Raw genomic sequence first — 18,813 nt, 5'->3', positions numbered from 1 at the left:
TAAAATAGATTATTGCTATCGCTAAGCCCCATACGAGAACTATTTCTTTTTTTGATATTTTGGGAAAACCATTCACGTTCTAATTACGTTTCCAGTCGATTTTTTAATTCAGGCCACCAGGTTCTGAAAACTAAATATATCACAACAATTAAGGCAGAAATACAAATGGTAAATAAAACGACAAGTGACCTTTTGGGGCTGTGTTTTTTGTCCGGGACGTTACCTTTTTCAAATATAAACTGTTGTGATGAGTTGGGAGCCAGATTGGTTTTCATTTGGAGTAAGATCTTATCCATTGTGTGTATCTGAGATTGAATAAATTCAATTTCATTTTCGATAAAATCAAACTTTTTACCGTATTTTTTATTCACACTAATGATTTCACTGATTGCAGCCTGATTACCTCTTACATTTCCAGAGGCTTCATATAAAGACGCCCTTTCTATCTGGCTGACCAGGCCAATCTCTTGTAATTTAAAGATACTATCCTTTAATAAATGAAATTTATTTTGAAGGCTGTCTTTGGTCTTTTGTACAGCAGAGTAGTGGGACTGGATTCGCTTTTTTATTACTTTATTTCTAAAGAGATTCAGTTGTTCTACGATAGTATTTACAATTTCTGCTGCCATTTCAGGTGATTGGTCCTTCACAGAAATTTTTACTGCATTGAAACGCGATCTTTCAGCTCGTATAAGTCCATTGTATTTATTGAGTATTGTATGGGTGGAAGTTTTTGAATCTTTTTTGATGTTGTAATGGTCAAATAATTGATTAGAGTTTATAATTTTCATTTTAAAGTCCTGCGACCCGAATAATTCCAATATTTGTTCCGCTTCTTCAGTATCTCCGAATTCGGTGATGTTACCGCGACGATATATGAGGTCTGTTGATTCTACATAGGTTATTTCCGCAGGGTAAATTGTGGCAGTTGATTGGTAGTAAACAGGGAGTAAAAATGAAATGATAGCCCCGGCCACAGTGGCAATAAAAACTGTCAGTAACAACAGTTTCCTGTAATGCCATAATATTTTTCCAAGGGGCAAGAAGCTTACTTCTTTTTCATTTTCCATATATGTATATTTAGACGACTAAAGTAATTAATTTTTGTGGCACGGTTTTTTGTTTCACTTAATCATTCAATCCGCTTAAAACGGAAACTATGATCTGTATTTTATCCCGTTAACCGGGTTTTTAGAAACTTATTTTACAAAAATACGATTTAAATAGGTGTCCGGAAGTACCCGGATTTAGTTTTAATCTAACTGAGTTATATGATCGGAGATGTTCCTTCAAGGAAGAAAGTACCATTTGAGATAAGCAAGGGCCTGGATTCTTACCTGAAGAAGTATGGCCGTAATCATTCGCTACCTATTCAATACCAGGAGTTGCACAGGTTTACTTCGTCCATACCCCTTATTGACCTCCACGGAAGAGAGACCATGTGGGAAACCGTTTTCTTTGAGGAGTCTGATACAAAGGATTTGCACGAGGCCCTGACTAAAATATACGCGATTCTGAAAACAGATGGAGATTTCTCTGTAATGGAACACCTTTCAGTAGCGAGAATCGATTTTTGTACTTTTGGAAACACAAAGCCTTTTAGGGTACGAATTATTAATAAGCTCAATGATAATTACGATCATTTTTATATAAAGGTGGCCGATGCTTCGCGAATTTACGGGCTGGAGTTGGAGCATATTTTATCCCCGAATAGAATAACTTATTTAGTAGACAAAGATACACTGATCGAGGAACATATTGCGGGTATACCGGGGGATGATTTTATGAGCTACCACATGGATATTACCACTTTTGATAAGACGCGTATTGCCAAGGAATTTGTTAAATTCAATGAACGGTGCTTTATCCGGTTATTGGGTGACATGCGCGCCTACAATTTTGTGATAGATATTACACCCGATATTGAGGGCAACCAATATCGAATAAGGGCTATTGATTTTGACCAGCAGAGCTATGAAGGAAGAAAGAGTTTCTACATGCCGCAATATTTCAAGGAAAACAATCCGATTATTTTTTTGGGAATAAAACACATGGCCCCGGAGGCTGTGAAACAATACCAAATCGAAGAGCGAAGCCTCATTGCGGCAAGGGCAAAAACCTCTGCCCATCAACTGAATATGCTGCTCAAGAAAATGGTGGATGATGATCTTTCGTTTAGAGCCAAGGTAGATCAATTGAAAGAAGAATTAGCTTACCACCACAAGAGCAAAATTTTTGATTCATGTCATACAATGGGAGAAATTGTGCTGGCCAATTTAAAACTGCTACTCGCCAAAGAATTTCACGGATTTCGTTTATGATTTTTAAATAATTAATTTACTTTGTAGAATAATTTAAAAAGGAATTTAAGGGACCAATTAAACCACAATTTTATGAAAGGAGTAATTAAATATTTGGCTTTTAGCATGTTAACAATTTTGGCTTTCGCGTGTAATAATACCGAAAGTAATTCTTCGGATACAGTAGAAGCGGGTATGGGAGATAATATGAATAATGAAGTAAGCGAAAATACATTGACAAAAAGCCAACAGGATGATGGTTGGAAATTATTATTTGATGGGAAGTCTTTGGATGGTTGGCACACATTTAATAAAGAAAAAGCAGGGCCAAACTGGATAGCGAAGGATGGAAAATTAGTTTTTGACCCGGAAAAAAGTGACCAGGGAGGAGATCTTCTGACGGATTCCGAGTTTGAAAACTATCACCTCAAGCTGGATTGGAAAATATCAGAGTGTGGAAATTCAGGAATTATTTTTAATGTTCAGGAAGGAAATGAAAAGACCTATCATACCGGACCGGAAATGCAGATACTCGATAACTCTTGTCATCCGGATGCTAAAATAGTAACGCATCGGGCTGGGGACCTATACGATTTGATTACGGCTACCCCGGAGACGGTTAAGCCGGCGGGAGAATGGAATACTGCTGAGATAAAACTAAATGATGGCCAGCTCACATTCTATCTCAATGGGACTAAAGTGGTCGAGACGGAAATGTTTACGGATAAATGGGCGGAAATGTTGGCGGATAGTAAATTCAAACAATGGGAAGATAAGGGTTTTGGTACTTTTAGAAAAGGGCATTTAGCGCTTCAAGATCACGGAAATTATGTCGAGTTCAAGAACATCATGATCAAGGAATTATAAAATATTGAATTACAATAATCGAAAATTCCGTCCGCTAAAAAATTCTAAAAACGGGGAGGTCTCAGAAGATCTTATCTTTCACTACAGCCAGGAAGGTAATATTCTCACTTGTAAATATAGTGGTGCAAATATTCTCGCCGGCCATTTAATTGGACTGGTTGATCCCCGGGGAAATATCGATATGCGATACCACCAGGTCAATAAACACGGTGAAATAAAAACTGGAATTTGTCACTCAAAACCAGTTGTCCTGGCTAATGGTAAAATTCAACTTCTGGAAGACTGGGAGTGGACTTCTGGAGGAAAGGGGAAGGGAACTTCGGTATTGGAGGAACTTTAATATTAACAGATTTTTAGCTTTCATATATAAAATCCCATTAAACCAACTACCACTTTTTTCATCTTAACACTAAATAAAAAAAATTAAAAGATGAAAAAAGTAATCGTATTAGCAGCCGTTTTAGTTATTACTCTCATTTCTTTTCAAAATTCTTTTGCACAGAGAGGAGGTGACCAGGGTCCTGATTATGAAAAACTGGCAGAAGAACTCAAACTATCAGAAGATCAGGTCGCGGATTTGAAGAAGCTCAATGAAGAATTTCGCGAAAAAATGAAGGATTTAAGGGAAGGTGCACGTGAAGATCGCCAGGCGATGAGAGAAGAATTCAAGGAGTTGCGGGAAGAACAGGAAGCTTCAATGAGTGAGTTCCTGTCTGAAGAACAAATGGAGCAGTATAAAGAAATTATGAAGGAAAGATTTCAGGAACGGAGGAAAAGGGGCCCGAGAGGAGGGGGTAGAAACCGTTAATTAAAAGATAATTCCCAAAGAACAATAAATTTATAGTGGTAGTAGATTGATTTAAACCCGGGCGAATACGTTTCCCCGGGTTTTTTACATTCATTTTATATCGTTTACAGTTATCCCTCTACATCATCTCCTCCCCTCCAGTATATAGGATCCTCCATATTTTCCCTTTTGCCGAATCAGTGATGTATAATGATCCATCCGGTCCCACTGCTAATCCCATTGGGCGGTGTTTGGCATCAGAGGGGGAAGTAAAAGATTCTTTCCCGGCAAAATTATCGGCAAAAACTTTATAATCCCCGGAGGGTAGTTCCCCTGAAAATGGAACAAATACAACTTTGTACCCGGCCTGAGGCTCCGGAGCCCTGTTCCAACTGCCATGAAATGCAATAAAAGCACCGCTTCCATATGACTCCGGAAACTGTTCACCGGAATAAAACAATACATCATTAGGTGCCCAGTGTCCGGGAAAAGTCATAATAGGATCTTGGTACTTCCCTGCTTCAGGAGTCTTTTCACCATCTCCTCCATATTCAGGTGCTAATATTCTTTGATCTTTTTGCCAGTCGTAATACGTATAAGGCCATCCGAAATTTGATCCGTCTTTTATTAATAAAAAATCTTCCGATGGTAATAATGCCGATTGTTTGTTGTCAAAGTAATCCGGCCATAAGGTGCTTAGCTGATCTCTGCCGTGTTGCACTGAGTATAAGGCATTGGCGGTGGAACTCCATCTCAATGCAACAGAGTTTCTTATGCCCGTAGCATACCGATGGCCGTCATCCACCTGGGTTTGGCCGGTTTTCGTAGCGTTGAATTGCCAGACTCCAGCCTGCCGTTCAAGTTGGGGGCAGGGCTCGATTCCCAAGGAACCAGGAGTACGCGCCTCTTCCTGGCATGAATTGGAAGGGGCACCTACATTGACATAGATATTCCCTTCGTTATCAAAAGTGAATGATTTGGCTGCGTGGGTATTTTGATCGGGAAATCCTGAGATAATTGTTTCGGGCTCACCTTCGGGGACCAATTGTTCATCCTTCAAAGGGTACCGGTAGACTGCTGTGGTGGAACTGAAATACAGGTGATTGTCGTGAATTCTTACCCCCGTGCCTGTGTATTCACCAAAATAGGCAGTGCTGTCGGCTTTCCCGTCACCGTTAGTATCCCGCAGTGCAACCAGACCATTACCGTCTTGCGCCGATCGTAAAGCCACATAAATATCTCCATTGTCATTTACTGCTATATGTCTGGCAGCACCCACGCTGTCAGCTACGACCACTGCCTGAAAACTATCGGGGAGGGTAATTCCTCCATTATTAACAGCAAACTGAAATTTTATTTGTTGAGCATCGGGTGATTGTTGGGTACAGCTTGAAATAAACAGTCCCAACAATAAAAAATAAAGAAATTTTAAAGAGCTCATTTTTAAGTTGTTTTTAATTGATCTGTTGGAGGATTACAATAGTTCGCTTGTGTTACATAAAACCGTGTCAAACTTATTCACCGCCACTAAAACGAAGAGGCCGATCCGCGAATTACCTAAAAATAAGTAATTTCGTTTGCAAATACAACAAAACAAATAGAATATGAAATTTGGAAAAGTTGATGACCCAGGGAATATTGATTTTACCCTGCCCCCGGATCATCCGGATACCAAAGCCGTTCTTACTGAGACAGATAACGGAGAATTTGAAATGTATGTAGGGTGTGCAAAGTGGAACCGCAAAGATTTGAAAAACTTTTATCCGCGGGGAACAAAAGATGAACTTACGTATTATTCGCGCCAATTTAACAGTATAGAACTGAACGCTACTTTTTACGGCCGTTTCTCTACAAAAGTAGTGGAAAACTGGTATGCAAAAACACCGGATCATTTTCGTTTTGCACCCAAAATTATCCAACGGATTAGTCATTTCAAAAGGTTGAAGGATACCAGCGAAGAAGTGGAAGGCTATATCAACCAGATGTCTCATTTAAAACATAAATTGTCTACGATTTTTCTCCAGATGCATCCCACTTTTAGTCCTAAAAGCTACAATGATTTAATGGCTTTTATCCGGGAGTGGCCAGAAGAATTTTCACTTGCTGTGGAGCTCAGACATCCCGACTGGTACAATGGTAATACCGATATGGAACCACTGTATAAATTAATGGAAGAAAAGGATGTATCCCATATTATTACTGATGCTGCCGGCAGGAGAGATATGCTGCATATGCGACTCACAAATTCGATTGCTTTTGTCCGGTTTACGGGTGCCAATTTCGACGGTGATTATAAACGGTTGGATGAATGGATAAAAAGATTGAAAAGCTGGAAGCAACAAGGAATTAACCGGGTGCTATTTTTCGTACATCAAAATCTGGAATTATCATCTCCTATGTTGGCTAAATATTTTATAAAAAAGGTTAATAACGAACTGGATCTTGATTTGGGCATACCAGGAGAGAATATGTTATTCTGATAGTTTGTGTACGTTGCCGTTTATACAACCATGGGCACTATTCAAAATGAGATCCTATTCCTTTTGAAATAATTTTTGAACTGTTGTTGATTCGCCTCTAAACCGATTAGGAAATAAGTTAGAATACCAAACAAGGTGGATACCAAAAATCCCCAGATGTATATTTGCGAATTAGCAACGTTTCGAAGAAATGTGATCGACAAATAGATACCAATATGGGAAAGCACCCAGGGTGCAAACATAGCAATGGTGACCCATAATCCTGCTCCGGAATCAATGAAGAACTTTTCAATATTCTGGATTTTATTTTTTTTAGTTTTTACCAACTTATCCAGTTGGCCTCTAAGCCAAAATACTTCTCCGATTCCGAACAGGACACCAAATAATAATCCTTTCCGCAAAATTTCAAATGTAATTTTCTTTTCTCCCAAACTAATATAAAATAATAGGCCTATTGCACCTATGCCAGCTAAAAGAAATACAATTCCATAGAATAAATAAAAAGACACATTGTTCTTATTTTTCATCTGTAATTGAAATATTTATTTTAAAAGCAATAAAATTACAAAATTTTTACTTATATGCGAATTCTCTGATAGTATAGTTTTAATAGATAAAAGTCAATGCCTCTCTGGGAGAGACCGCTTTAATGGGAGATGCGTTGAAATCTTTAAGATTTCTGGTAACTATTAATTCCATATCTTCTATAGATTCAGTAGATATGATTTGTAAAGCATCTTCGAAGTCTGGATAATTAGATTTTAAGCCTTTTATCAAAGTTGGCTTGTCAATAGATATAGGGTGAATGAATTACAGAAGGTACCGTAGGATGGATCGCAATTCTTTTTCCTTTGTGTATTTTTTAATTAAATAGTGAACGGTAGCATTAGAGTGGGGTGAGGTGAATAAGGCAACTCTGGATTTTTCATCGAGATTATAATGTATGTGGTATATTTGCTTTGGGAAACCCTATTGGCGAGCAAATCAATGATTACATTGGTTTCAACAAACACATTTTTCATACGTATTTTTTTGAAAGGTATTCTGCCTTTTCTTTTTCTTCGTCGAAATCCTCCGGGAGATTTATTGCTCCAATAAGTAATTGTAGTTTACGTGGAATGCCAATATCAATTTGGCTTTTCGTAACGTTTTCCAGGTATGAAGCCAGAATGTGAGATAGGCTTCTTCCCGTTTCTTTTGCGTATTTTTTGGAACGCTCTACCAGTTCTTTGTCAATTGATCATGTGATCTTGGTGTTCATAATACGTATGATTTTTTTTAGAAGGGTTGGCTAATTTAATTTCTCTTGAGTAGAAGTTTCGTAATGTGGTGTATCCCTATATTTGATCTAGTTTAGCTTTCCCCTGAAACCACTACTTTGTTAACGGAAAAATGTTTAAGGTGAATCTTTCAATTTGGCCATAATAATTTCAAGATCAAGTTATTGTGTATTGTTTTCATTTTCTTTGCGTGCCCAAAGAAAACGAAACAAAAGCCCCATAGTTAAACCTGATGGCAAAAAGGCATCCCGATATTTCACGGGAGCATTTTATGCTTTCCAAGCAAAACTCGTATCGAAAAAGTCCCACCCACCCCGACAAGGAAGTCGAGGTTATTTCACCAAATAAAGCGTTACTCTATTTGATCCCATTTGTCAATGGGGTTACGTTCAATAATCCAGGGTTTCGAAAATTTTTAGCGCTCTCTCCAAAGCATATACACTTGAAAAAGAAAAAAATCATGTGAAAATTAGGACTTGTTTCTTATCCATTACTCACATTTGTTAGCTTTGGTACAGGCTAAATCTGAATTCTTTGTAGTCAGGACGCCTATGTGTTTCTTTTGAAATGTCAATCGATCAATATATAATGCAGGATAACTATTACTGTACTTGCTTAGAATATTTGTAACCACACCTCTAATAAAGGTAAAAATCCTGCTCCGGATATAAGTAAAGGGTGAGAACATATTCAAAACCCTGGTCCATCAAGAAGAATACTGCAAGTAGTGAAAAGTAAATAACCACTTTAGAATATATAGAGAATGAGTTTTTGCAACTTCTTGCAAGACTTATAACTATTGGGTTGTAAATGGTATAACTGATTATTGTATAGTGGGTTGAATTATAAAAGAGATTTAATGCCCATGTTGTTTGAAATATTCGAAAAAAGTATAGAGACATTGAAAAGATTCATGGAAAAGAATATTGATTAAATACCCAAGAACAGGGAAAAGTATGGGAAGTATTCCAAAGCAGAGAAATATAGCTACAATGAACCGTCTCAGGTAATCCCGTTACAGGTTAATTAAAACAATATACAGCAGTATAATCAGCTTATCGTAGTTTTTATCCATGTAGCTCCGAATCACTTTGAGCGCCAGTAGCATATGGTTTTTTACCGTACTTTTGGAAATATCCAATTGTTCGGAGATCTCTTTGTAGGAAAGGCCCTCTTTTCGATTAAGGAAAAAGATCTTGCGCTGTTGATCCGTTAATTGGCTTTCCAATTGTTTGAAAATAATTTCACGGTCCAGGTCGATACATGGATTTGTACGGAGGGCTTTAATTTGTCGTATATCATTCCAGTATTGCTCTTTAAGGGATTGGGACTTAGATGCTTTTTTCCAGTAATTAATAACATGGTTTTTGGCTGTTCTAAATAAATATGCCCTAAAGTTTTCAATCTCATTTGACCGTTGGACCGCTTGTGTAACACGTAGAAGAACATCCTGGGTCATGTCCTCAGCTACTTCTGTATTTTTTACATTGCTGAGAATAAATTTATATAGCCCCTTGCGGTGCTCGTGAACCAGATGATCTAGTGTTTCTCTTTTCATTTAGCTTAAAAATTTACAAATCAACACTATAGGTATGCAATTCGGTACGTCGATATTTATACTAAAATATTATACAAAGGAAATAATATTATTTCGGTTTGAAAATATTTAGGTATTAAGAAATTGAGAACTAGTTAGCACAAACGACAATATACTAAATAATCAATGTTTTTATCTCTAAGTATATATTTAGTAAGGAGCTGTAAAACAGTAAGTTAATAAAATCTAAAGAAAATCTACAATTTTCTAGGCCTACCCCCGCTACATTTTTGTCTATTAAGGTGTATGTGGATTTGAAAATGAAAAAATAAAAGTAGTGCCGGATAAAGAAAGATTGCTGTATTTACATAAGAAATTAAAGAATGAGACCATTACCAGGTCCGAATATGAAGAATTTCTCAAACTGAGTAATAAAGAAGAGTCAAATGCTTATCTCGATAAAATTTTGGATTTCGAACTTAAGGAGTTCATCTCCGAAAAGCAAGCTCTTGTAAAACCAATAGGAGAAAGGAACAGGCCCCGAATCATATGGAGAGTGGCCGCTGCAGCAAGTATACTTGTTGTCGCTCTGGCTTATTTCTTTTGGCCGTCACAAAGCGATAATATTGTCTATAGCACTTCGAATGGTGAAACCCTTGAGGTTGAATTACCCGATCAAAGTAAAGTTAAGCTCAATGCCAATTCACAGCTCACCTGGTTATCTTCTTCGGATCAAATCCGGGAGGTTTCAATTTCGGGTGAGGCATTTTTTGATGTGACTCACGATAAAAACGTCCCATTCAGAGTCCGGTCCAATACTATGATTATTGAAGTTTTGGGGACTTCTTTTAATGTAAATAACAGGGGGAAAAGAGAAGAAGTATTTCTCGAAGAGGGTGCGATCAAACTGAATAATCAGCGCGATGCAGCAGATACTCTGTTGTTGAAAGCCGGTGAATCGGCATATATCAGTAGTGATTCTTATCAGAAACTGGTAAAAACAACCGACCAGCGTTTCGAAGATAAAGCCCAGTGGAAGAACGGAGTACTTACCTATAATAATGTTCCGGCACATATAATTATCGAAGAAATAGAACAAATCTACGGAGTGGAATTAGTCCTGAAAGACGAAATACTGCGGCAAAAACCAATGGATTTTAATTGGCCATATTCCGATTGGAAATCAGTCGGCAAAGCTCTTGCACTTGCGTTGGGAACAACTTTGGTGAAACATGAAGACTATTACGAATTAAAAAAATAGATAAAAATTATTGTGAAAATTAATTGGAAAATATGGATCATTTAAACACTCGATTTAAACAATTTTCATTGGCGTTAATAGTATTCTTACTATTGTTTTGTGGCCACATGACTGCGCATGCATCCCCGACAAAGTCGGGCGAAGAAATAACGCTTCTGGATGCTATTCAATTGCTAAGCAAAAAGTACCAGGTATATTTTACCTATGACCGGACGCTTGTGTCAGATGTAAAAGTAGAATACGATAAAGATGCATTGACTTCCGTAGATACGGAGCTTTCTATTTTGCTAAAAAATACGAATCTTGACTTTCAGATCTTTGAAAATCAATTTATTATTATATATAAGGAGGATGCTGAGGGCATCAAATCTCTCCGGAAGATGAAGAATATGATGGAGTCTATCCTGGCAGAAAAGGATGCCCAAAAGGAAAGGAGAAAAGTAATCGGGCGCTCTCTTTCTCCATTGACCAGGCAGACAATTGATTTATTGAATAGAAGCCGCATAGTGGCTTCGGTTTCCGGTACCGTGGTAGATGAAGATAATATTCCTTTGATTGGTGTGAATGTACGGATTAAAGACACTGGTAAAGGTACGGCTACTGATTTCAATGGACAATTTTCGTTTGATGACATCAATGAAAATGATGTTTTAGTATTTTCATATATAGGATATGTTACAAAGGAGGTGCCGGTAAATGGGAGAAAAGATATTACAGTAGTTCTTAAGTCCGATGCCGAGACATTGGAAGAGGTAATTGTGGTAGGTTACGGTGTTCAAAAAAAGGTCAATGTCTCTGGCGCAGTAGATTATATAGACGGCAAAAAATTGGAGGATCGTCCGGTAGCTAATGTTATGCAGGGATTGCAAGGAATAAGTCCTGGTCTGAATATCAATTATGAAGGGGGCGCTCCGGGTAGTAAACCTAATATCAATATCCGAGGCTTCACTTCTATCAACGGAGGAAGTCCGTTGGTAATCATAGATGGTGTGTCTGCTACCTACGATGACCTATTGAGAATTAATCCCAACGATATTGAATCCTACTCTGTACTCAAAGATGCAGCTTCGGCGGCGATATATGGAGCCAGGGCTGCATTTGGCGTGATTTTGATAACTACCAAATCGGGTAGTGCCGGAAAACCGACAATAAATTACAGTAACTATGTTGCCTGGGGAAAGCCTACTGTCTTGCCCGAGCCGGTTACCGACCCCTATATTTTTTCAAGAGTGAAAGAAATTTCTACTGATAATACTCCCTGGGATTATGTCAATTATACGGATGAACAATATCGATGGGCCAAAGAGAGGTCGGAAGACCCATCTGTGGAACAGGTGCGACTTGACCCCAATGATCCCACTAAATGGGCCTATATGGGAGATAATAACTGGAACGATTACTTCTTCAATAATAATAGCCTTTCTTATAACCACAGTTTGTCATTCAGCGGAGGGGTTGCATTGGAGAATGGGAAACAAATCGGGTATTACTTATCCGGTGACCTTACCAATGAAAACGGGTTGAATAAATTGGCTGATGATTACTATGATCGCAAGGGTCTTAGGGCGAAATTAAATTTTGATCCGGTTCCCTGGTTGGAATTGCGAAACAACGCTTCTATTTACCAAACTGAGCGCGTCTCGCCCCGGGCTAGCATTCTGGATATCTATTCGCAAGTACCTATTGATGTGGCTAAAAACCCGGATGGTACCTGGGCCAATACGGAGGTTGGAAGATTGGCAGCAGAACTCGTCGATGGAGGAAGCAACCTCAATACTTTGTTTGGATTCCAGGACATTGTAAGCGCAACAGCGAAATTTTTGGACAACAATTTGGTTATTACGGGGCGAGCAAGCTTTAAAAAAGAACTTTGGAAATATCATTACGATACTAAAAAATATCAAATAGGCTTTGGTCCGGATGATATCCGCACTGAAGGAGGCAATGGAAGCGTGTCTGAAGAAAATGGAAATTTGGATAATACCATTTTAGATTTATTTGCTACGTACTCCAAAACATTAGGAGACCATTCTATTAAAGTGCTTGGAGGGGTTAACCAGGAAAATTATGTGTATTCTACGGTTGGTGCGTACCGTGATATACTTATATCATCTTCTCTACCCTACATCTCTCTTACCAGTGGAGAACCTTCAATTGAGGCCGATTATGAATCTTACGCTACGAGAAGTGCTTTTGGACGAATTAACTATGGTTTCAAAGATCGGTACTTATTCGAGGTAAATGGAAGATACGATGGTTCATCTCGCTTCCCTGAAGATGGCCGATGGGGTTTTTTCCCTTCCGTATCTGCTGCATGGGTGTTGAGTGATGAATCTTTTTTCAAGAATGCCTTTGCAAACAGAGAACCCTTTATAAAATTACGTGCGTCGTACGGGGATCTGGGAAATCAGGAAGTGGGTGATTTTGACTATATACAGACATTAGGAGCCGGTAATTCCCCATATATTATTGATGGGAGACAACCTACGGTAATTACAGGAGGGGCGCCGTCATTGAATATTGACCCTACGAATTATACCTGGGAGCGTGTAAGTACCTTAAATTTTGGGGCGGATATCGGATTTTGGGAAGGCAAGTTGCAGGGAACTTTTGACATCTTCAATCGCCAAACATTAGGAATGTTAGTTGCCGGACAGGAGCTACCCGGTGTATTAGGTACATCAGTTCCAAGTCAAAATAATGCAGATCTGGAAACCAAGGGATGGGAAGCTTCTCTCCAGTTTCGAAATGAGCTGTCTATTGGCTCGAAACCATTAGACTATTCGGTGAAAGTCATTGTCTCCGACGCTCGATCCTGGATTACAAAGTATGAAAATGATTTAAACTTGCTTTCCGACGACTACAGAGAAGGTGAAGAAGTAGGTCAAATATGGGGATTGGAAAGTGACGGATTGTTTATGACGGAGGAAGAAATAGCAGCGTTGGATGAATCTGCTATCATCCCCTGGGGTGCATTGTCTATCGTTCCCGGATGGCCAAAATATATAGATCAGGATGGTAATGGAAAAATCGAGCGAGGTCAGACGGCTGATGAGCCCAAAGACCTGAAGGTGATTGGAAATTCGTCATCCCGATACCGGGTAGGCGCCAATCTGGAAGCCACCTGGAATGGATTTGACCTGGCTGTTTTCTTGCAAGGGGTTTTACGCCGAGACTACTATCCGAGGCATTATTTATATTGGGGTACTTACCAACAGCCATATGCCAATATTTATCCGTGGAACCTGGATTTTTATCGGGGAAGTGATGACTCGGAATCGTTACGTGAACAACATTCACAATCATATATTGATGCCGGTTTGGCAGATGCGAACACGGATTCCTACTTTCCTGTATTACAATCGTGGTTAGCGGATGCCAATTACGGTTCGGGATTGGATATTCCGCAGACAGGGCATTTGTTAAACGGGGCTTATTTACGCGTTAAAAATCTGACATTTGGGTATACATTGCCAATGGATTTGACGGAAAAGTTCAAGGTCTCCCGGTTGCGAGTATTTTTTACAGGAGAGAATCTGTACGCATTCTCCAAAATCAAAAAATATATTGATCCGGAGGCCGTCGAAAATTATCGAGCCTGGGTCTATCCGTACCAACGAAAAGTATCTATTGGACTTAATCTAAACTTCTAAAATTACAACAATGAAAGATTTACTATATACCTTTTTAGTTTTTAGTTTGGGGTTGTCTGTATTTTCATGTAATGATGATTATCTGAATAAGTATCCTCAAACTTCCATTGCTCCCGAAGAGTTTTTTAAATCAGAAGAAGATTTGAAATTATACATTGATGGATTGCTGTCATTGCCGGATAAGTACATCTATGACCAGGAGCAAGGAACTGACAATTTAGCAACAACTGGTGCTGTAGAATTGAAGACTATATTGACAGGTACGCCTACTGCGGAAAATTTGCTTGATAGATGGAGTTGGAATCGATTGAGGGACATTAATTATTTCCTGGAAAATGTGGATAAAGCCAATGTCGATGTCAATGTAAGGAATCATTACATAGGACTGGCAAGAATGTATCGCGCCCAGTTTTATTACGACAAAATTAGAAGATACTCTGACGTACCCTGGTATTCAGGTACTTTGAGTACTTCGGACGAAGAAAGCCTTTATAAAACCAGGGATTCCCGGGCAATGGTAGTAGACAGTTTAATGGCCGATCTGGAATTTGCCTATAATAATGTTTGGGATGAAGTGCCTTCTGGCACACCAGGTAAATGGTCTGTGGCAACGGTTTATGCCAGAATAGCATTGGAGGAAGGATCATGGAGGAGATACCATCCGGAATTGGAATTGCAAAGCACTGCTGACCAATTTTTTCAGGTAGCAAAAGAAATTTCGGGGGATATAATGAATAGTGGCTTATTTGCCATTCACAATACCGGAAATCCTGAATCGGATTACAAGGATTTATTTAGTTCGCAAGATTTACAGGGGAATCCTGAAGTGATTTTACCGCATATATATGATACTGAACTGGGGCATGGCCAGGACTTAACGCACATTTTTACCGATTATGAGCAGAGTCCGACCCGGGAACTGTTGCAAACCTACTTAATGACTGATGGAAGTCGTTTCACCGATATTGAGGGATATGAAGAAATGACTTTTGTAGAGGAGTTTCAAAATAGGGATTACAGGCTCATGAGTTCGTATGCCTATCCCGGATGGGTCAACCGCGGGGATACTGAACCGTATATTCAACGGTTGAATAAAAACTTTACCGGTTACCACCAGATAAAGGGATACCAAACAAGTATCGTTGAGACGGAAAACCAAAGTGTTGATATGCCGGTTTATCGGTATGCTGAGGTTTTGTTGATATTTGCTGAAGCCAGTGCCGAATTAAATGAAATTGATCAATCTGTAATTGACCAAACCATTAACCCAATTCGCGAAAGGGCCGGAGTAGCATCGTTGGATTTGGCCTGGGCGAATGCCAATCCGGACCCATTTCTGGAAGAACGGTACCCGAATGTTGAAAGTGAAAACCTTGGCGCTCTTCTGGAGATTCGTAGAGAAAGAAGAGTTGAATTGGCTTTTGAAGATTTTCGATTCAACGATTTAATGCGTTGGGCAGCCTCCAATCTTTTAATGGAAGCACCTAAAGGGATGTATTTTCCAGGATTGGGTCAGTATGACCTTACAGGCGATGGGGTCGTGGATATAGAATTGATAAGTAAGGACCGCGACATTCCTTTTGAAGAAGAAAAAGAAGAAAATAGCAAGGGAGAAAAGCTTATATACTACAGAGTTTCCACGATAGATGATGGAACGGGAACCGTTTATCTGGAAAATGGGGAGAATGGAGGTCCGATCATTACGGAAAATGTACCAAGGGACTTCGTTGATCCTAAATATTATTATCGACCCATCCCACAGAAGCAAATGGTATTGAATCCGAATTTAGAACAAATTTTTGGTTGGTAGAATGAATATTAATAGAAGGGATTGGATTAAAAAATCGGGATTGATAACAGGAGCATCTTTAGGTGCTCCTGCCTTTTTGAGGTCAATTTCTCAACAGGAGAATAAGCCCGTAATGCGAATTGCACATATTACTGATGTGCATATACGGCCGGAATCAGGAATTCCTGATCGGGCCATAAAGTGCCTGGAAGAAATTAAAGAATTTGATATAGATTTTTTCCTTAATGGTGGAGATTCTATTCAAGACGCTTCATATGACGATGTAAAGCGTCTTCGGGTTATGGAGCAATGGGAGATCTGGGATCAATTCAGAGAGCATATAAAAGACTATGATGTCTATAGCTGTCTTGGAAACCACGATATGTGGTGGGCCGCGCCTTCTAAAAATGATGATATGTATGGTAAAGAATATGCAGTAGATCGCTTGAATATACCCAGTAGGTACTATTCATTTGATAGGGGAGGGTGGCATTTTATTATATTAGATGGTAACAATAAAGGTGTTTCGCTGGACAAAGAACAGTGGACCTGGCTGGAAAAGGATTTGGATTCTGTACGGGAAAGCACTCCGGTATTGATTATGTCTCATTACCCTATATTAGGGGTGACCGGACATTTCGTAGGAGGACAATATACTGACTTTGAAAAGTTCAAATCTTTGTTTTACAAGCACAGGAACAAAGTGAAACTTTGTCTGAGTGGCCATCAACACATGTTAGACACTGCCTGGTACAATGGCGTCAGTTATTTTTGCAATGGGGCATTAAGCGGATTTTGGTGGGGTGATGGAAATGAAAATTCTGCCGGAAAGGGATATTACCTGGAGACGCCCCCTGGTTTTACCATTATTGAACTTTACAAAGATGGCAGGTTTAATAATCAATATCATCCTCATACGAATTAATTTAGGGCTTGGTTAAATTTGTCTTTTGTAACCCATTGATGGATTTTCCACGAAGTGATGCTTTGGGCATAAACAATCTCTTAAGATCAAAAAGTGAATTAAAATTATGATGAAAAGTGTATTGACTGTTGGCTTGTTATTAGTTGTATCATTCCTTTTTAGCCAGGAAAAAATAAAAAAGACCGTATTTATCATTGTTGATGGAATATCGGATGACGTTTTAAAAGAAATAAATACACCGCATCTCGACGAAATTGCTGAGGTAGGTGCATTTCTTCCTGCATACGTGGGAGGGGAAGCTGGTGGATATTCTGAGACTCCAACCATATCAGCTGTGGGGTACAATAGCTTACTCACCGGCGTTTGGGCCAATAAGCACAACGTCTGGGGAAATGGAATAGAAGTACCGAATTATCACTATTGGACGGTCTTTCGGTATTTCAAAGAACAGTACCCTTCGAAGACTACAGCTATTTATTCAACGTGGTTGGATAACCGCACAAAACTTATAGGCGAAAAAAAGGAAGCAACCGGAAATTTGATCATGGATTACCACTTTGATGATTTTGAAAACGATACCATTCATTTTCCCCATGATGAGGCGACAACGTATATCCGTGATATTGATAATTTGGTAGCGGATGAAGCAGCTCGACATATTAAGGAAAAAAGCCCGGATTTGAGTTGGGTTTACTTGCAGTTTACCGACAATATGGGCCATGGATTTGGAGATCATCCCCGGTTTTATGAATCCATTCGGACTATGGATGACCAGGTAGGAAGGATCTGGTCGGCTGTGAAATACCGGGAAGAAAACTTCAATGAAGAATGGATGATTGTCATCACGACGGATCACGGGCGGGATGAGGAAACCGGGAAGCATCACGGGGGGCAATCGGAACGAGAGCGAAGTACCTGGATCGTTGTGAATAAGAGTAATATCAATCAATATGGAATCGAAAACCGAGTACCTGTAGTAGATATTCTGCCTACAATTGCAAATTATATGGATATCCGAATTCCAAAAACACATAAAATGGAATTGGATGGAATCCCTTTTATCGGCGAAACGGAAGCCCACCATTTGATGGCCGATAAAAAAGGAAATCAAATAGATGTGAGATGGGAAAGCACAGTTACTTCGGGTGATGCCAGGGTTTGGCTGAGTATTACCGATCGTTTTGGTACCGGTGGTAGGGATCAATATTTGTTGGTCAAAGAACTGGATATCAGTGATGAAAAAGCGGTTATTGATGTGAGTGAAGTTCCGTCCCCCTTTTATAAAATAGTGTTAGAGACGCCGAATCACTATTTGAACCGGTGGGTGATTGATGAGTGAAATTGATAATCTATATTGTTTATGATTCACTACGTTAAATTAAAATATGATATCTGATTTAACGTACAAAATGGTCGCCTATTCGATAATTGAAGACTTCAATCCCGACGAGTGTGTTGATTGGGCAGTTGAAATGCTTCAAGCAGGTTACGATACTCCGGTAGTAGGAATAATTGCATCGATGGATAAACCGGTTAATTATTTTGAAATTATAGACTACCTGGAGAAGGCACTTCTAGAGCTTGGAATTTCAAAAAAGAATGGAAAAAAGGCACTTTTCAGCTACTGCATTTTTTATATCATAAAAATTGCAAAAAAGCAAGAAGTAAAAAAGAATCTGCGGGATTTGGTAGGTATTATTTCTGGAAGTGATTTAATGGAAAGGTTGATGGATTTTTGTTTGTTATCATGGGCCTGGAGTGAAGTAGATAAGCTATACAATCATTATTGGTCCGGAGCGACACCGGAGAATATCAAGAGAATTGTAATTTCGACAGCCCGAAAATGGTTGGAGGAAAATAAACGAAAATATGAAATCAAACCTCTTCTTTCATAGGTTTCCACAATAGGAAAATTGAAATCACATACCTTTCAA

The 18,813-nt window shown here is 39.0% G+C and carries 17 protein-coding genes; 11 read left to right on the top strand and 6 right to left on the bottom strand.

Annotated features, from left to right (window positions below; all coding sequences use genetic code 11):
• Positions 1 to 83: 83 nt before the first annotated feature.
• The gene (locus LVD47_RS01430) at positions 84 to 1,070 is read right to left on the bottom strand and encodes a Wzz/FepE/Etk N-terminal domain-containing protein (RefSeq protein WP_236973733.1); all 987 of its coding nucleotides are present in this window, start codon (positions 1,068 to 1,070) and stop codon (positions 84 to 86) included.
• A gap of 201 nt (positions 1,071 to 1,271) precedes the next feature.
• On the opposite strand from LVD47_RS01430, the gene LVD47_RS01425 reads away from it, so the two are divergent.
• From LVD47_RS01425 to LVD47_RS01410, 4 genes are all read left to right on the top strand, one after another.
• Complete coding sequence (locus LVD47_RS01425) at positions 1,272 to 2,321, top strand: hypothetical protein (RefSeq protein WP_236973732.1); 1,050 nt, start codon at positions 1,272 to 1,274, stop codon at positions 2,319 to 2,321.
• A gap of 72 nt (positions 2,322 to 2,393) precedes the next feature.
• The gene (locus tag LVD47_RS01420) at positions 2,394 to 3,167 is read left to right on the top strand and encodes a 3-keto-disaccharide hydrolase (protein ID WP_236973731.1); all 774 of its coding nucleotides are present in this window, start codon (positions 2,394 to 2,396) and stop codon (positions 3,165 to 3,167) included.
• 4 nt (positions 3,168 to 3,171) lie between these two features.
• Positions 3,172 to 3,507 (top strand): avidin-fold protein, encoded by a 336-nt coding sequence (locus LVD47_RS01415; RefSeq protein WP_236973730.1) that lies wholly within the window; start codon positions 3,172 to 3,174, stop codon positions 3,505 to 3,507.
• A 90-nt stretch (positions 3,508 to 3,597) separates the two neighbouring features.
• Complete coding sequence (locus LVD47_RS01410) at positions 3,598 to 3,975, top strand: Spy/CpxP family protein refolding chaperone (protein ID WP_236973729.1); 378 nt, start codon at positions 3,598 to 3,600, stop codon at positions 3,973 to 3,975.
• A 118-nt stretch (positions 3,976 to 4,093) separates the two neighbouring features.
• On the opposite strand, the gene LVD47_RS01405 is transcribed toward LVD47_RS01410, so the two are convergent.
• A complete protein-coding gene (locus LVD47_RS01405; RefSeq protein WP_236973728.1) occupies positions 4,094 to 5,395 on the bottom strand; it encodes a PQQ-dependent sugar dehydrogenase in 1,302 nt (433 codons plus the stop codon).
• Positions 5,396 to 5,558: 163 nt separating this feature from the next.
• Between LVD47_RS01405 and LVD47_RS01400 the strand changes: the two genes are divergently transcribed.
• The gene (locus LVD47_RS01400; protein ID WP_236973727.1) at positions 5,559 to 6,434 is read left to right on the top strand and encodes a DUF72 domain-containing protein; all 876 of its coding nucleotides are present in this window, start codon (positions 5,559 to 5,561) and stop codon (positions 6,432 to 6,434) included.
• A 41-nt stretch (positions 6,435 to 6,475) separates the two neighbouring features.
• On the opposite strand, the gene LVD47_RS01395 is transcribed toward LVD47_RS01400, so the two are convergent.
• The 4 genes from LVD47_RS01395 to LVD47_RS01385 all read right to left on the bottom strand — a co-directional run bounded on the left by LVD47_RS01395 (position 6,476) and on the right by LVD47_RS01385 (position 9,272).
• Positions 6,476 to 6,961 carry a hypothetical protein gene (locus tag LVD47_RS01395; protein ID WP_236973726.1) on the bottom strand — a complete coding sequence of 162 codons (486 nt, stop codon included), beginning with the start codon at positions 6,959 to 6,961 and terminating at the stop codon, positions 6,476 to 6,478.
• Between the two features lie 79 nt (positions 6,962 to 7,040).
• A complete protein-coding gene (locus LVD47_RS01390) occupies positions 7,041 to 7,211 on the bottom strand; it encodes a hypothetical protein (RefSeq protein WP_236973725.1) in 171 nt (56 codons plus the stop codon).
• Between the two features lie 241 nt (positions 7,212 to 7,452).
• Complete coding sequence (locus LVD47_RS23940) at positions 7,453 to 7,671, bottom strand: DUF6364 family protein (RefSeq protein ID WP_369427730.1); 219 nt, start codon at positions 7,669 to 7,671, stop codon at positions 7,453 to 7,455.
• Between the two features lie 1,058 nt (positions 7,672 to 8,729).
• Positions 8,730 to 9,272, bottom strand: coding sequence for an RNA polymerase sigma factor (locus tag LVD47_RS01385; protein WP_236973724.1), 543 nt, complete (start codon positions 9,270 to 9,272; stop codon positions 8,730 to 8,732).
• A gap of 316 nt (positions 9,273 to 9,588) precedes the next feature.
• Here LVD47_RS01385 and LVD47_RS01380 point away from each other — a divergent pair, with 316 nt between their 5' ends.
• The 6 genes from LVD47_RS01380 (at position 9,589) to LVD47_RS01355 (ending at position 18,774) form a co-directional block, all read left to right on the top strand.
• Complete coding sequence (locus LVD47_RS01380; protein ID WP_236973723.1) at positions 9,589 to 10,512, top strand: FecR family protein; 924 nt, start codon at positions 9,589 to 9,591, stop codon at positions 10,510 to 10,512.
• A gap of 32 nt (positions 10,513 to 10,544) precedes the next feature.
• Positions 10,545 to 14,165 carry a SusC/RagA family TonB-linked outer membrane protein gene (locus LVD47_RS01375; RefSeq protein ID WP_236973722.1) on the top strand — a complete coding sequence of 1,207 codons (3,621 nt, stop codon included), beginning with the start codon at positions 10,545 to 10,547 and terminating at the stop codon, positions 14,163 to 14,165.
• Positions 14,166 to 14,175: 10 nt separating this feature from the next.
• On the top strand, positions 14,176 to 15,975 hold the full coding sequence (locus LVD47_RS01370) for a RagB/SusD family nutrient uptake outer membrane protein (protein ID WP_236973721.1): 1,800 nt from the start codon (positions 14,176 to 14,178) through the stop codon (positions 15,973 to 15,975).
• A 1-nt stretch (position 15,976) separates the two neighbouring features.
• On the top strand, positions 15,977 to 16,879 hold the full coding sequence (locus LVD47_RS01365; protein ID WP_236973720.1) for a metallophosphoesterase family protein: 903 nt from the start codon (positions 15,977 to 15,979) through the stop codon (positions 16,877 to 16,879).
• 106 nt (positions 16,880 to 16,985) lie between these two features.
• Positions 16,986 to 18,218 (top strand): alkaline phosphatase family protein, encoded by a 1,233-nt coding sequence (locus tag LVD47_RS01360; RefSeq protein ID WP_236973719.1) that lies wholly within the window; start codon positions 16,986 to 16,988, stop codon positions 18,216 to 18,218.
• Between the two features lie 46 nt (positions 18,219 to 18,264).
• Positions 18,265 to 18,774, top strand: a complete 510-nt coding sequence (locus tag LVD47_RS01355) for a hypothetical protein (RefSeq protein WP_236973718.1) — start codon at positions 18,265 to 18,267, stop codon at positions 18,772 to 18,774.
• The last annotated feature ends 39 nt before the right edge of the window (positions 18,775 to 18,813 follow it).

This window comes from Membranihabitans maritimus (assembly GCF_021729145.1).
Classification (GTDB): Bacteria; Bacteroidota; Bacteroidia; order Chitinophagales; family Saprospiraceae; genus Membranihabitans; species Membranihabitans maritimus.
This window is presented reverse-complemented; position numbering and strand designations above follow the sequence as displayed.

Excerpts from the sequence above, each read along its gene's own strand:
- LVD47_RS01375 (WP_236973722.1), top strand. The coding sequence starts at position 10,545 with ATGGATCATTTAAACACTCGATTTAAACAATTTTCATTGGCGTTAATA.
- LVD47_RS01430 (WP_236973733.1), bottom strand. The coding sequence starts at position 1,070 with ATGGAAAATGAAAAAGAAGTAAGCTTCTTGCCCCTTGGAAAAATATTA.
- LVD47_RS01395 (WP_236973726.1), bottom strand. The coding sequence starts at position 6,961 with ATGAAAAATAAGAACAATGTGTCTTTTTATTTATTCTATGGAATTGTA.
- LVD47_RS01425 (WP_236973732.1), top strand. The coding sequence starts at position 1,272 with ATGATCGGAGATGTTCCTTCAAGGAAGAAAGTACCATTTGAGATAAGC.
- LVD47_RS01355 (WP_236973718.1), top strand. The coding sequence starts at position 18,265 with ATGATATCTGATTTAACGTACAAAATGGTCGCCTATTCGATAATTGAA.
- LVD47_RS01385 (WP_236973724.1), bottom strand. The coding sequence starts at position 9,272 with ATGAAAAGAGAAACACTAGATCATCTGGTTCACGAGCACCGCAAGGGG.
- LVD47_RS01410 (WP_236973729.1), top strand. The coding sequence starts at position 3,598 with ATGAAAAAAGTAATCGTATTAGCAGCCGTTTTAGTTATTACTCTCATT.
- LVD47_RS01360 (WP_236973719.1), top strand. The coding sequence starts at position 16,986 with ATGATGAAAAGTGTATTGACTGTTGGCTTGTTATTAGTTGTATCATTC.
- LVD47_RS01400 (WP_236973727.1), top strand. The coding sequence starts at position 5,559 with ATGAAATTTGGAAAAGTTGATGACCCAGGGAATATTGATTTTACCCTG.
- LVD47_RS01370 (WP_236973721.1), top strand. The coding sequence starts at position 14,176 with ATGAAAGATTTACTATATACCTTTTTAGTTTTTAGTTTGGGGTTGTCT.
- LVD47_RS01365 (WP_236973720.1), top strand. The coding sequence starts at position 15,977 with ATGAATATTAATAGAAGGGATTGGATTAAAAAATCGGGATTGATAACA.
- LVD47_RS01405 (WP_236973728.1), bottom strand. The coding sequence starts at position 5,395 with ATGAGCTCTTTAAAATTTCTTTATTTTTTATTGTTGGGACTGTTTATT.
- LVD47_RS01420 (WP_236973731.1), top strand. The coding sequence starts at position 2,394 with ATGAAAGGAGTAATTAAATATTTGGCTTTTAGCATGTTAACAATTTTG.